This is a genomic window from Haloplanus salinarum, assembly GCF_009762275.1.
GTDB classification, from domain to species: domain Archaea; phylum Halobacteriota; class Halobacteria; order Halobacteriales; family Haloferacaceae; genus Haloplanus; species Haloplanus salinarum.
Window position 1 is genome coordinate 2,559,164 of the sequence record NZ_CP034345.1, and the last position, 11,467, is coordinate 2,570,630.

An 11,467-nucleotide genomic window follows, 5' to 3' on the forward strand; every position below is an offset into this window, starting at 1 on the left:
GATCGTGTCTGACTTTCCGTGCTTCTCGGTCAAAACAAACGGCCGGTCGTTGAGACTGAGTTACTCCTCGGTTTCTTCTTGCGTTACCTGAGCACACCGACTGCAGAAAGTGAGACCACTCCTATTCGCTGCCTCGGGGACAAACACGGTCGCAAGTGCTTCAAAGGGTACATCGCTTCCGCTGTGAATTAACGAGCAGGTCGGATCTTCGTGGTAGATTCTGTTACTGTCCTCTGGTAACTCGTACGTACAAATGAAGTACCGCTTGTGGTTGACTTGATTAGGCCCCATTTCCAGTTCCGCATCCTCAAAGTCCATTCTGCCTAATGTGGCAACAACCGGAGGTAAATATCTAATCCTGATGTCTGACTTCGATTGTGTTCTCGGTCACACTCATCGATTGCTATCGTCATGGATCTCTCGCTATTTCTGATGGAAGTATACAATGCAGTCACTGCCCTCAATTTCGGAATCCGCGACGCAGACACGATCCACATCAATCGTCTCTCCAATTCTCTTCGCGGGTACGATCTCATCAGTCAAATCGCCACAGACAGGGCACTTGTCACCGGCCTCGATATCCGCGGCCTGAGTCACCTCTTCTGGAGTAATCTCCATTTTCCAGTCCGAATCGCCCTCACCAACGAGTACCGTGGGCTCACCCTCATCCACGACATCTGAGAACTCCATCGTGTGTTCTCCCCTGAAGAGGGTGATTTCGAGTTCAATTTCCATTATTTGAGGCATATCCGCCGACAAGTTAGGTATTAGCCTGTGAAAGGCGAATCTATGTGATTCTCGGGAACGGGTACGAGGGAAGACCCCCGTCACCGATTTGGCAGTGACCACCGTGAAATCACTCTGGAATAGAGGGGGCAACTAATCGCCCGTTCACACGAACGGGTACCGCGCTACCAGTCAACGCTGTTCACGCAGTACCAAGTATTAGCTGTTGTTATAGAGGTGATTCGCCTGTAAAACCGAGTGGGACCGCCGTGGAAACGTCTCCTGATCGGAAGTTGCTATGCGCCTTCGTTCGTCGCTCTCGCTGTCGGTCTCGTGTTTGCTCATAGTCCTAAATCCTCCATCGCACGGCGCCGCCGGTCGAGGTCCTGCCCGAGGTCAGGCTTGTCGTAGTACCGCCGGATCGTCTCCGGGATCGCGTCGACCCGGCCCGCGACGTGTGTGATCCGCACACCCTGGTTCCGCAGATCAGTGATCCGGCCGGTCCGGATCGGATGCGGGCTCAGACTCGACGGACACTTGCTCTCGTGACCGTGCTCGCGGAACTGGCAGGTGTCCGGATCCTCATCGTGAGGACACCCGCCGCGGAGACACGGCTGGGTCAGTTCGTAGGTCAGCCGTCGCACGGTCGTCGTCGCGTGCCGTCCGAACTTCGTCGTCAGCAGCGGCTCACGCCCGTAGTCGTCGGTCCGGTCCAAGCGATGCAGCCGCACGTACGCGTCGACGATCTCCACCGTCGCCTCGTCGAGGACGTTGATCCGCTCGCTCGCGGCGCCGTTCTTGAGTCGTGTCCCCGAGTCCGGGCGGGATCGGAATGTCACCGTCCCGTCCTCGGCGTCGAAGTCCCCGACATCAAGCGCCCGAAGTCCGCTGATCCGACACCCAGTATCCCACAGGAGCAAGAAGAGTGCGTGCTCGCGGCTGGCCTTCCGATACTCGTCGAGATACTCGATGATCGCGTGGGCGCGCTCCTGACCGAGCAGCAGGTCGCTGGATTCCTCGCCCTTCGTAAGCGCGGGGATGATTTGGCTCATCGCCTCCGGGAGGACCGGCTCGACGGCTTCCAAGGCCACTCCGAACTGGAGGAACTGCCGCGTGGTCCGGAGTGTGTTCGTCAGCGTCGTCTTACTGAGATCGCTGACCAGGTCGTCACGGAACGCCTTGATGTGTCGGCCGGTCACTTCGTTGATGTTGAGGAGCCCGCGCTCCTCGCACCAGTCGATGAACCGCCCGACTTGGCGCTCGTAGGTGTCGGGAGTCGATCCCTCGGTGTTCTGTCGGACGACGTCCAACCACTCCTCAAGCGCGTCCCGCGGAACCATCGGCCTCAGATCCTCGCGCGCGCCGCCGACGTTCTCTCTCATCGCTCGTGAACCTGCTCGACGCGTTCTCGGGGGATCCAGGTCGGGACGGCCAGGCCACCGGTCCGAACCCAGTCGGGATAGACCGTAATCGGGCCCTCGAACTTGCCCTTCATATCCCGGTCCTCGCCCTCGAAGTACCACACGACGCCGTTCTCGATCTCGACGAGGGGCTCGTCGCTCACCATGACCGAGACCCCCTTCGAGACCGCGTCGTCTCACGGCCGGGCCGAGTCCGGGATGGGATGCCCTCGTGCTCGGCGATCTCTTGGTAGGCGTTGCGGATCGCGACCCGGGAGACGCCCGCCGAGTCGGACAGAACCGCCTGGGTCCGTTTCTCGTTGACCATCCGCGACGCCAGATAGACCGCGCCGGCAGCGACCGCCGACGGCGACCGGTTGATCGGATGCTCGAAATCCGCCCGCTCCGCGTAGCCGGTCGCCTTCGCGATACACTCCTCGCTCAGGCCCAGCCCGTCGACGACATCGTCGATTTGATCGCTGGCGAGCGAGAGACCGCTACTCATCCAGCATCGCCTCCCGGGCCCGCTGGACGCGTTCGAACGCCTCTTGGGAGCCGCCCTTGTCCGGGTGAGTTTCCTGGACCTTTGCACGATATGCGCCCTCGATCACGGCCTCGGGCGCGTCCGGCGAGACATCAAGAACTTCGTGCGGCGGCGGATCCGCGGCGACGGCGTCCTCCTCGCCGCTTGGCAGCCGGAGTTTCTCGTATTCACTCTCGGCTGTGACGGTACCACGCTGCTCCTGCATCCGCGTCTCGTGGAGGTAGTGATAGAGATCCTGTGCGTTATCGCGTGGGTTGTCCCAGCGGTCGCAAGCGGCGGCCATCTGTTCACCGTCCTTCGTGAACCTGACCACGACACTAGGATCGTCGAACGACGCGCGGGCGTAGGGCTTGTTCGGGTTCTGCTTCTGGTGTTCGGCGCCCGAATCCAGCTGGACATCAGTGACGCCGTCCCACCGAGAGAGTTCGTCGAGGACGTTTCCGAAAGCGGTCGACCGCGTAACCTGGAAGCCTCCGGGGTATTCTTCACGATCCTCGGCAGACGTCCGGGCGAATTCGTCGGGCCAGTTGAGGCTCACCGCCGCTCACCTCCGCCATTCTCGACATCGGTCTCAACCCGCGGCTTCCGGGCGACGATGTTCGATCCTTTAGAGACGAGGTAGTGCTCCTCGTCGTTCTTGTGATGGCCCCAGACATCCCCGCAGGACAGGCACATCACGTTGGCATCACCCTGGTTCTGGAGGTCGCCGTCGCAGTTCTCGTGCGGGCAGTCTTCGCCGTCCCACGTCCGGGATGAACCCCACGCGAACGGCGTCGACTCCCGAAGCACAGGCTCGGGATCGTACCGCGAGACCAGCGCCCGGACCTCGGCGACGTCGTCGATGGGCCGGGAACCGCCGTACCCTTCGCGGTAAAACTCACTCGTGAAGCGGAACGCCTCGCCATCGTGGCCGATGTGGATCGCCTGCTGGCCGGTGTCGAAGGCGAGACAGACAGCACCGTCGGTAACTTCGACCGGACGGAGCCAGTCCTCGACTGCCAACGTCTCGCGGTCGCGGTCGCCACGAAGGACGTATTCGAGCGGTTCGACCCGATCACGCGCGTCGCACTCCGCGAGCACGTCGGCGACGGCACACCCGCCGTCGGTTCGCAGATCGGGCTCGCCCTCGGCGACGGCGCCGCGCTCGGAGCGCAGCATCGTCCCGTCGGGCTCCTCGACCCGCTGGGCGTACTCCCAGCCCGACTCCGCGTAGCGGGCGTACAGCACGAGCCACGCCTCACGCTCGGGGACGTAGTCGCCGGCGACCGGGCGCCAGGCCTGGCCGCCGTCGGTGACGATATCACCTGGCTCGGCCTCCCGGAGGATGCGCTGGGGCTCCCAGTCGGGTTCGTGGTTCTCGGCGCCGCCGATAGCGCCCCGGCAGTGCTTGCACTCGGTCGCCTCGGCCGGGACGTGCCGGCGCTTGCGCTCGATGATCTGGGTCGCCTGCTGGAGCGTGTTGCACGCGCGTTCGGTGTGATAGACGTCGATCCCGGAGCCGGTGGCCTGCGAGCGGACGTAGACGATCTCCTCGCCGCCGTCGGTGACGAGATCGTCCGGATCGGCTGCGGCCAACTCCTGCCACGCTCCGCTGTTATCGCCACCACCCTGAGTCGGCCCGCTCTGACACCAGTCACAGATCTTTCGGTCGTCGGGATAGACAGAACGCGGTTTCTCGACGACCTTTCGAGCGCGTCCCAGGCGTGGACAGGACTCCTCAGTATGCAGGATCCCCGCCCCACCAGCCGGCTTCGCGGCGACGTAGACGAGCTCCTCGCCACCGTCGGTGACGAGGTCGTCCGGATCGGCGCGGGCGAGCTTCCCGGCGAGGCCGCTGCGGCCACCGCCCGCGGTGTACCGCTCGCGTTCGACGGGCTCGTCGAACTGCGCGCCACAGGACTCACAGTACCAGTTGGTCGTATGTGCGGGCGGCGACGAGGGCTTCCCGGGATTCCGGGGCTTGATCGTCGCGGCGTCACACGCCGGACAGGCGGTGATCTGGTCGTCGTCGACGTCGGTCATCGGTCATCACGCTCCCGAGCTTCGGCGGCCGCGCGAGCCAGCACGTCCGCGAGATACGCGGCGTCCTCGGCATCGAGGATCATCGCATACTCGCCTCGGGGAGCGTCCGAGTCCGCAACCAGCCAGATCTGGTTGTCGCCGATCGCCAGATCCATCTCGACGTCGATGTCGAATCCATCGACGTCCATGGACGTGTGCTCGGTGTGGATCTCGAACGACGCCTCGCCGGTCAGGCCGGCAACCAGGTCGTTGAGATCGCTGTTCGTCAGCCGTTCCTCGCCGCCGTCGGTACAGAGTCGCTGCGTCGGTCGGTCGGGGGATTCTTGGCCCCGTGATTCGTTGTCTGACATGGGTTCTGCGCTCCTCCGCAGGACCTCACGCGGACCCGATGTCACCAGCATCGGGGTCCGCTTGATTTTCGAAGGGGACCCATCGGCGAGCGACGGGTCCGCGATAGGTTCCTGCTGATAGCCCATCATGACCGAGTGACAATAAGTTTTGATGCCGAACGCTATCATAAACGAAGTAACAACTATCAATCTGTCAGACTTCCTTAACACTATGTCAAAGCCAATCAAGAACCCGATATCATGCGCCGGCCGGTGGTGTCGTGGATGACCAAGTCGGACGACGCTATCCTCGAACTGCTGGGTGATGCAGGAATAGCGATCCCGCCGACTGCGATTGCATTTAACATCGAAAACGTATCCCGGCCGACTGTCGATAGGAGACTCCCCAAACTCGAAGCAGCGGGCTTGGTGAAGCGGTACGATGATCCGAAGGGGTACACAGAGATAACCGAGAAAGGGCGGAAGTACCTTTCTGGAGATCTCAAAGCATCCGATCTTGAAATCGGCGCCTGATGGGCTGCTCGGGCCGACACCTCTTTTTCGGAGCGAGCGATACGACTGTCTACCGCGGCGGCGGTCTCGAATCATTGGAACTGGTGCGGGGGCGTCGTCGCGGTTTTACTTGACGTGGCGGTGCGGTTCGTCCTCGGCGAGCCGGACAGCCGACCACGGGATCGTCTCGTCGGTCGCTTTATCCAGCAGTTCGTAGTGTTCGGGATCGAAGTCCTCGCCGTGCTCGGCGGCGCGGCGACACATCCGACACCAGATGTGGTTGTTCGTGCGGTCCCACGTGGTGTGACCGTTCGGACAGACGTACCGCATCCGATCCACGTCGTCGGTGCGGTCGATCACGACCGGGTCCGGCGCATCAGCTTTCGCACTACCATCAGTTCGAATCGACATACAGGACTGGTCGAAGGGAGCGATTGACATAACTGGTTTTCTGCAATGGAGTGAAAGTGAAAACAGTCGCCAGCAGTCATTTATCGACGGTGTTCGACGTGAGCAAAACGTCTGACGCGTGTCGAGAACTCGAACAGTCGGTGAAAGTGAACGGAGTGTTGTAGAGTGACGACTTCTCACACAAGTCGGAAACGAAACCCACGGATCGCCCCGCTATTCGCCTCGATCACGGCGCACCCGCCGCCTCTAAGTGCATGGTTCTCATAACAACCTTACATGAGGCTCGAAGCGACCGGCGCCGAGGATCAGTACAAGGTCTGGCTCACAGACTCAGAGCTCGAGGACCTGGAGCGCGTCGCCGCGAGCCAGCGCGACCACATCATCATCCGCCTCGGCGGCCGGGTCGGCCTCCGGGCGTTCGAGATCCCGCAGGTGATGCCGAAGCACGTCAAGCGGACCGACGACGGCGACCACTACCGCCTGCGCGTCCCCGAGGGAAAAGACACGACCGGGAACGGTGGGAAGCCCCGCGACGCCTACCTCCCGGCCGACGTCGAGGGCGATCTCCACCGCTTCCAGAACGCCGAAGACATCGATAGAGGTGCGCCGTTCGTGGACCTGACCGAGCGCGGCGTCCGGGATGTGGTAAAGCGGACGGCCGAGCGCGCGGCCGAGGAAACCGGCGACGACGACTTCCGATACGTCTCCAGTCACGATCTCCGGCGCCGGTTTGCGCAGCGACTCCTCGTCGACGAGCAGATCAACCCACGCGTCGTGATGCAGGTCGGTGGCTGGGACTCGTTCGCGGCCATCGAGCCGTATCTGAACGCGCCGACGCCGCAGGTGGTCAACGAAGCGTTCGAGGAATCGGGACTGGCCTGATGTCCGACTTCACACGCAGAACCGGACACACGACTCACGGAAGAAAGAGGCTCAGAGGACCGACCACGAGCAGCGCCAGCAGCGCGCCGTTGACGAGATCGTGGAGTAGCTCGTGCTTGAGTTCGACGAAGATCAGCTGCATGTTCTCGTCGACGTAGGGTCTAACGACCTTCATGATTCACCTCACAAGAGTCTCCGACCGCACGCGACGCTGTGCTCTGACTCACAGCGATCGAGACGAAGATCGACACGGAAACCCGAGCGAAACGGCTGGATCGAGCCGGACCGGGGGTCGCGCGCCCGCCCGCGCGGACGACGCGCAGGGCGCAAATATGGGTCTTTCTGTACTGGGTGTGTGTGGTGTGTCTGTGCTCATGCGTATTGTTCAACATCGACCTCGCGTTCGAGCAGGCTCTTCACCTTCTTCGCCTCACGAATACTAACACCGTAATCGGCTTCGATCAGCCCGGCATCGATGTACGGTTGCTTGTTGCCGCCGTGAATCGAGACGACTCGACCGACGCCTTCAGCGCGAATTTCTTCGGCCAGTTCCCGCGCTGTCAGTTCTGCTTCCTCAGAATCGTCGTCGTCGACCCGCAGCCGCGCCTTCTTGTGCTCGCGATCACGCCGTTTGAACTCGGCCCAGAGGTCGGTCCCGTCGAGATTGGGGAAGGTGTCGATCAGATCGGGTTCTGGCCACTCGTCTTCACCGCAGTTCTTGTACTTCTCGTCGAGTGACGCCCGCGAGTAGCCGTAGATCGTCCCGCGAGTCGGGATTCGCAACACGTTCTTCGCGCGGCGCTTCCGGAGTGTGCGTGGGATGTCGTCCCAGTCCTGATAGCCAAGCAGGATGAAATACTCCTGGGTCCGCACGTCGAGAAGTCCCTTCTCGGCTTCGATCTGCTCGGGGTTCATTTGCTCGCGATTGAAGAGGACGTGGGCGGCGTCCATGACCGGGATCGCCGCCCGGCGCGGGTAGTCTGCCAGTGCCGTCCGGAATTCCGCGCGGTCATCCCAGACGACACGATCGAGCACAGAGTCGATACTTGGCTCGTCACCTTTCAGGTGCTGCCAGCGACCCGTGGACTCGAGCATGAACGTGGACTTGCCCTTCCCTTCATCGGCGACGATTGGGGTGATCTGGTCGTACTCATCTTGAACCCGATTCTCATACACCAGTTCCATCCAGCGATCGATCTTCTCCATTATTCTCGGAACATCGAGTTCGCTTCCTTCTCGACTGGGTCGCCCTGTTCGGCCTTCCGCGAGCGCCCGGCCTGGAGGTAGCCGAGTTCCCACGCAGCCTCTCGAATCTGGACGACGAACTCGAACAGCCAGTCGGGCGGCGGGCTCTGGAAGGACAGCGCTTGGAGCTGGTCGATATGTCCATCGTCGTCGTTGCCGTCACCAGTCCAGTCGGTGTAGATCTCGCCGAGTTCGTCTTTCGTCTCGGCGTCGCGTTTGAGTTCTGGGAGGAGCCGAATCGCAGCGCCGAGAATACGACGATAGGCGCTGGCGGCGTTCGTGGCCCGCACACGCGCACCCTGGGAGTGCCGACCATCGATGTAGGCGTACGCGTCGATCGCGTCGCGGACGGCCTGACCGATGTCCTTCGAGACGGACTGGTAGTCAGAATAGCCCTCGAAGTAAGTCTCGGTGTCGCTGGCTTGCGACATCCTCACTCACTCCCGAAGTGAAGCTCGAGGACGCCATCCTTGTCGCTCTCGTAGACGACGACGTCGTCGCCGATTTCGATGGCCATCGACTCCGCGAGTTCCTGCGGGATCGACACGCCGACAGTCCCCTTGCCGTTCGTGTCGATCACCGTCCGCCGGTAGCCGTTGCCGAAGACGTCGAACACCGATTGACCGTTGACCCCGTTTGAACCCATATGGAAGCGGAGGGATGCGGACTAGATAATACCCCTCACAGTAACACCTATGTGAATCCGTATGCACCGCTCAGAGGCGCTTTTTGAACGGGGTTCAACAGGCCTCGTAGGAGGTGAACACACTGAACTCCACACTCGCAGCCGGGGGCGCACGTCTCCGCGCTGTGTTCGCCATGGTGATCGTGCTCGCCGTCGCAGCCTATTCCGATCTCAAAGCGCGGTTCGTCTCGCGTGTCCGGCTCGGCTACCAGCTGGCCGAGTCGGCCTTCGAGGCTGAGGATCGCCGCTCGCTCCGACGGGCCAACCGCGCGCAGGCGGGGAACCTCGTGAGCGTGGTCGTGGGCGTGGCGGTCGCGGTGATCGTCGGCGTCGGCGTCGCGATCCCGATCGTCAACGACGTGATCCAGCAGTCCAATATGTCGGGGATTACGGCGACCATCGTCGGTTTCATCCCGGTGATGCTGGGCGTGCTGATCTTCGTTGCGACGGTCGGTCCGATCATGCGGCGGTCGTGACTGGAGTTGGATAACCGATGCCGAGCAAAACAGCCAGGATGGTGATGACGCTCGGGGTCTTCGCAGCCATCGGCGTCATCATGCTGACGCCGGTCGTGACTGCGGTAAATGCCAACACTGGCACGGTGTCGGTGACCGACGAAACCGTCACCGCGCAGACCGACGAACGCGTGGATCTGCGTGGCTACGATATCGATCCAGCATCAGTCACCGTCGAGGCGTACAACGACTCCAGCGGGAGCTGGGAGATGACGACCGAGTACACGCTGTACGACCAACCAGGTGAAATCCAGTTCGACGTTCAGAACTCGACACTCATCGACGACGGCGAGGAAGTCCGCGTAACGTACGACTACCAGGCGACAGGCGAACTGACAGCGCTCGTCGCTGGGTTCATCCCGGTCGGCGTCGGGCTGTTCATCTTCGTCGGGATCGCCAGACGCGTCGAGACGATGATGTGAATGCTCCTGGCAACCACCGGGCTCTTGGTGGCGATCGGCTTCGCCGCCTGGCTCATCGGCGAATTTTTCGAATACCGCGGGATCGGCGTCATCGGCGCAGTCCTCATCATCGCCGTCGGCGCCGCGATCACGCTCACCGGACTGGAGTACCGGTCGGGCGTGTCCAAACAGTTCGCATACCAGACGATCAACAACTCCACGGTCGTCGATAACACGACCTCGACGGTCCGCTATCGGACGACGGACGTCGGCGAGGCCTTCGGCGCGACAGTGCTTGCGTCGCTCGGGATCGGCGGCCTGCTGATGCTGTTGGGGACGATGCTGCTCTCGCAGCAACTCATCTCCGAGGAGGTGTACTAACGTGCAGAAACCACGCCAGAACGGCACGACAGGCGGATCGAATAGTGGACAGCCGAACCAGCCACGCGACGAACTCGATGTCGCTGCGGAGTTCGTCAACTCAAGCGGCTACGAAGAGCTACTCCGGGATCTGAACCTCGGCACTGGGAACTACTCCCCGCAGGATCTCGCGATGCAGATGCGATCCTTCCGCAAGGGGATGGTCGCGGCCGTGGCCTTTGACAGCCGCCTCTTCGACCGCGCGGTCTACGAGACGAAGATCAAACTGGCCGACGAGGGCTACCAGTACGAGGACGAAGAGGGACGAATCATCAAGTTCGATTCGTTCGAGGATCTCGACGACGAGACTGTCGACGAGAAGGGTGGTCGCGGGCCGGCACTCCGCGAGCGTGGCGAGAAGCTCTGGTCGCGTCTCGCCGAACCGGGCGTCGCGCTCTCGGACGCCCAGGCCGCCGCGCTCTCCCAGAAGGTCGGGATCGAGCGGTTCAAGCCGGTGTTCTGGCGGCTCATGGCCGTCTATCACGAGGGCTCGAAAAGTCGGAACGCCCGTACGCAGGACAACTTCTTCGGCCGGGTAAAGAAACATCTCGTCGACGACAACTCCGAGGCCGATCTCGGTGGCTCGATCTTCGAGCGTGGGGGGAACCGATGATCGGTGGGCTATCTGCACTCGCCCAGATCCCGGTGAGCGTGCTGGTCGCGATCGTGGTGGTGCCCCTTGGACTCGGCGTCGCGATCGGCGCGTACGTGGTGTCGTGGTGGCGAGATCGACCGACCGTCGAGGACGAACTGGACGAGGAACTCCCCGACGAGACGCCGGACGAACCAGGAGATGTCGCACCGATCGAGTTCGACCCGCCGGAGATCTCGGTCTCGCCGATGGACTGGATTCGTGCCGGGCGCCACCTCCAGAAACAGCGGAAAGCGGCCAAGCGCGGCTGGGTGAAGTGGTACCGTGTCGGTGCAAACTTCTCGCGGCCACAGTGGGTCAAACCCGTCCAAGAGGGAGCTGGCACGCCGAAAGTCACCGACGGCGACCAGCCGTACTACTTCGAGAAGGACGCGATGGTCGTGGACGAACGCACCGGCGCGTGGGTGGCCGTCCACCCCGAAGGAGAGGCCGATCCGATCAACCTCGCCGACCGTGCCTATCCGGGGATCGAGACGGACCTCGTCGAGCGCCTCCTGAACCTCGAAGCCGAGAACGATCCGTCTTCCAGCCTGCTCGGGCTCGGCGGGATGTCCCAACAGCAGCTGATGTGGCTCGGGGTCGGCGTGCTGTTCGTCCTGTTCGCAGCCTACCGATACATGGGGTAATCATGGCAGAATACGAACTTCACCGACGAGACGGGTACAGTCGAAACAAAGTCCTCGCAGCGGAAAGCCTCGAGGAACTCGCCGAAATGGTTGCCG

19 protein-coding genes are annotated in these 11,467 nt (G+C 62.2%); 7 read left to right on the forward strand and 12 right to left on the reverse strand.

The features are described from left to right. Positions 1-423 precede the first annotated feature (423 nt). The 7 genes from EI982_RS14505 to EI982_RS14535 form a co-directional block, all read right to left on the reverse strand. On the reverse strand, positions 424-735 hold the full coding sequence (locus EI982_RS14505) for a hypothetical protein (protein ID WP_157690370.1): 312 nt from the start codon (positions 733-735) through the stop codon (positions 424-426). A gap of 332 nt (positions 736-1,067) precedes the next feature. Continuing rightward, the gene (locus EI982_RS14510; protein ID WP_157690371.1) at positions 1,068-2,108 is read right to left on the reverse strand and encodes a tyrosine-type recombinase/integrase; all 1,041 of its coding nucleotides are present in this window, start codon (positions 2,106-2,108) and stop codon (positions 1,068-1,070) included. After that, the gene (locus tag EI982_RS14515; RefSeq protein ID WP_157690372.1) at positions 2,105-2,293 is read right to left on the reverse strand and encodes a hypothetical protein; all 189 of its coding nucleotides are present in this window, start codon (positions 2,291-2,293) and stop codon (positions 2,105-2,107) included. Before EI982_RS14515 ends, EI982_RS14510 begins: the two co-directional genes overlap by 4 nt. Next, entirely contained in the window at positions 2,287-2,631 is a 345-nt protein-coding gene (locus EI982_RS14520) for a transcription initiation factor IIB family protein (RefSeq protein WP_157690373.1), read from the reverse strand. The genes EI982_RS14515 and EI982_RS14520 overlap by 7 nt, the downstream gene beginning before the upstream one ends. Continuing rightward, positions 2,624-3,208 (reverse strand): J domain-containing protein, encoded by a 585-nt coding sequence (locus tag EI982_RS14525; protein ID WP_157690374.1) that lies wholly within the window; start codon positions 3,206-3,208, stop codon positions 2,624-2,626. The genes EI982_RS14520 and EI982_RS14525 overlap by 8 nt, the downstream gene beginning before the upstream one ends. After that, positions 3,205-4,692: a hypothetical protein gene (locus tag EI982_RS14530; RefSeq protein ID WP_157690375.1), complete on the reverse strand. Its 1,488-nt coding sequence runs from the start codon at positions 4,690-4,692 to the stop codon at positions 3,205-3,207. Before EI982_RS14530 ends, EI982_RS14525 begins: the two co-directional genes overlap by 4 nt. Beyond that, positions 4,689-5,042, reverse strand: coding sequence for a hypothetical protein (locus EI982_RS14535; protein WP_157690376.1), 354 nt, complete (start codon positions 5,040-5,042; stop codon positions 4,689-4,691). The genes EI982_RS14530 and EI982_RS14535 overlap by 4 nt, the downstream gene beginning before the upstream one ends. Before the next feature lie 264 nt (positions 5,043-5,306). On the opposite strand from EI982_RS14535, the gene EI982_RS14540 reads away from it, so the two are divergent. After that, a complete protein-coding gene (locus EI982_RS14540) occupies positions 5,307-5,555 on the forward strand; it encodes a winged helix-turn-helix domain-containing protein (protein ID WP_157690377.1) in 249 nt (82 codons plus the stop codon). Between the two features lie 105 nt (positions 5,556-5,660). On the opposite strand, the gene EI982_RS14545 is transcribed toward EI982_RS14540, so the two are convergent. Next, the gene (locus EI982_RS14545; RefSeq protein ID WP_199243650.1) at positions 5,661-5,945 is read right to left on the reverse strand and encodes a hypothetical protein; all 285 of its coding nucleotides are present in this window, start codon (positions 5,943-5,945) and stop codon (positions 5,661-5,663) included. Positions 5,946-6,221: 276 nt separating this feature from the next. Between EI982_RS14545 and EI982_RS14550 the strand changes: the two genes are divergently transcribed. Next, a complete protein-coding gene (locus EI982_RS14550) occupies positions 6,222-6,827 on the forward strand; it encodes a site-specific integrase (RefSeq protein WP_157690378.1) in 606 nt (201 codons plus the stop codon). Positions 6,828-6,861: 34 nt separating this feature from the next. On the opposite strand, the gene EI982_RS14555 is transcribed toward EI982_RS14550, so the two are convergent. The 4 genes from EI982_RS14555 to EI982_RS14570 form a co-directional block, all read right to left on the reverse strand. Continuing rightward, on the reverse strand, positions 6,862-7,002 hold the full coding sequence (locus tag EI982_RS14555) for a hypothetical protein (RefSeq protein ID WP_157690379.1): 141 nt from the start codon (positions 7,000-7,002) through the stop codon (positions 6,862-6,864). Positions 7,003-7,199: 197 nt separating this feature from the next. Further along, the gene (locus tag EI982_RS14560) at positions 7,200-8,033 is read right to left on the reverse strand and encodes a hypothetical protein (RefSeq protein WP_157690380.1); all 834 of its coding nucleotides are present in this window, start codon (positions 8,031-8,033) and stop codon (positions 7,200-7,202) included. Further along, complete coding sequence (locus EI982_RS14565) at positions 8,033-8,503, reverse strand: hypothetical protein (RefSeq protein ID WP_157690381.1); 471 nt, start codon at positions 8,501-8,503, stop codon at positions 8,033-8,035. The genes EI982_RS14560 and EI982_RS14565 overlap by 1 nt, the downstream gene beginning before the upstream one ends. A gap of 2 nt (positions 8,504-8,505) precedes the next feature. Beyond that, on the reverse strand, positions 8,506-8,718 hold the full coding sequence (locus EI982_RS14570) for an AbrB/MazE/SpoVT family DNA-binding domain-containing protein (RefSeq protein WP_157690382.1): 213 nt from the start codon (positions 8,716-8,718) through the stop codon (positions 8,506-8,508). 173 nt (positions 8,719-8,891) lie between these two features. On the opposite strand from EI982_RS14570, the gene EI982_RS14575 reads away from it, so the two are divergent. Genes EI982_RS14575 through EI982_RS14595 form a run of 5 tightly spaced genes read left to right on the forward strand, consistent with a single transcriptional unit; the run spans position 8,892 to position 11,371 of the window. Beyond that, complete coding sequence (locus EI982_RS14575) at positions 8,892-9,233, forward strand: hypothetical protein (RefSeq protein ID WP_157690383.1); 342 nt, start codon at positions 8,892-8,894, stop codon at positions 9,231-9,233. Between the two features lie 17 nt (positions 9,234-9,250). Next, entirely contained in the window at positions 9,251-9,694 is a 444-nt protein-coding gene (locus tag EI982_RS14580; RefSeq protein ID WP_157690384.1) for a hypothetical protein, read from the forward strand. Then, positions 9,695-10,054 (forward strand): hypothetical protein, encoded by a 360-nt coding sequence (locus EI982_RS14585; protein WP_157690385.1) that lies wholly within the window; start codon positions 9,695-9,697, stop codon positions 10,052-10,054. Position 10,055: 1 nt separating this feature from the next. Next, a complete protein-coding gene (locus EI982_RS14590; protein ID WP_157690386.1) occupies positions 10,056-10,706 on the forward strand; it encodes a hypothetical protein in 651 nt (216 codons plus the stop codon). Beyond that, positions 10,703-11,371 (forward strand): hypothetical protein, encoded by a 669-nt coding sequence (locus EI982_RS14595; protein ID WP_157690387.1) that lies wholly within the window; start codon positions 10,703-10,705, stop codon positions 11,369-11,371. The genes EI982_RS14590 and EI982_RS14595 overlap by 4 nt, the downstream gene beginning before the upstream one ends. Positions 11,372-11,467 lie beyond the last annotated feature (96 nt).

Bases quoted from the DNA above. Each gene is read 5' to 3' on its own strand.
- EI982_RS14520 (WP_157690373.1), bottom strand. From the start codon at position 2,631: ATGAGTAGCGGTCTCTCGCTCGCCAGCGATCAAATCGACGATGTCGTC.
- EI982_RS14535 (WP_157690376.1), bottom strand. From the start codon at position 5,042: ATGTCAGACAACGAATCACGGGGCCAAGAATCCCCCGACCGACCGACG.
- EI982_RS14540 (WP_157690377.1), top strand. From the start codon at position 5,307: ATGACCAAGTCGGACGACGCTATCCTCGAACTGCTGGGTGATGCAGGA.
- EI982_RS14565 (WP_157690381.1), bottom strand. From the start codon at position 8,503: ATGTCGCAAGCCAGCGACACCGAGACTTACTTCGAGGGCTATTCTGAC.
- EI982_RS14505 (WP_157690370.1), bottom strand. From the start codon at position 735: ATGGAAATTGAACTCGAAATCACCCTCTTCAGGGGAGAACACACGATG.
- EI982_RS14510 (WP_157690371.1), bottom strand. From the start codon at position 2,108: ATGAGAGAGAACGTCGGCGGCGCGCGCGAGGATCTGAGGCCGATGGTT.
- EI982_RS14570 (WP_157690382.1), bottom strand. From the start codon at position 8,718: ATGGGTTCAAACGGGGTCAACGGTCAATCGGTGTTCGACGTCTTCGGC.
- EI982_RS14545 (WP_199243650.1), bottom strand. From the start codon at position 5,945: ATGTCGATTCGAACTGATGGTAGTGCGAAAGCTGATGCGCCGGACCCG.
- EI982_RS14560 (WP_157690380.1), bottom strand. From the start codon at position 8,033: ATGGAGAAGATCGATCGCTGGATGGAACTGGTGTATGAGAATCGGGTT.
- EI982_RS14530 (WP_157690375.1), bottom strand. From the start codon at position 4,692: ATGACCGACGTCGACGACGACCAGATCACCGCCTGTCCGGCGTGTGAC.
- EI982_RS14575 (WP_157690383.1), top strand. From the start codon at position 8,892: ATGGTGATCGTGCTCGCCGTCGCAGCCTATTCCGATCTCAAAGCGCGG.
- EI982_RS14550 (WP_157690378.1), top strand. From the start codon at position 6,222: ATGAGGCTCGAAGCGACCGGCGCCGAGGATCAGTACAAGGTCTGGCTC.
- EI982_RS14555 (WP_157690379.1), bottom strand. From the start codon at position 7,002: ATGAAGGTCGTTAGACCCTACGTCGACGAGAACATGCAGCTGATCTTC.
- EI982_RS14595 (WP_157690387.1), top strand. From the start codon at position 10,703: ATGATCGGTGGGCTATCTGCACTCGCCCAGATCCCGGTGAGCGTGCTG.
- EI982_RS14580 (WP_157690384.1), top strand. From the start codon at position 9,251: ATGCCGAGCAAAACAGCCAGGATGGTGATGACGCTCGGGGTCTTCGCA.
- EI982_RS14585 (WP_157690385.1), top strand. From the start codon at position 9,695: ATGCTCCTGGCAACCACCGGGCTCTTGGTGGCGATCGGCTTCGCCGCC.
- EI982_RS14515 (WP_157690372.1), bottom strand. From the start codon at position 2,293: ATGGTGAGCGACGAGCCCCTCGTCGAGATCGAGAACGGCGTCGTGTGG.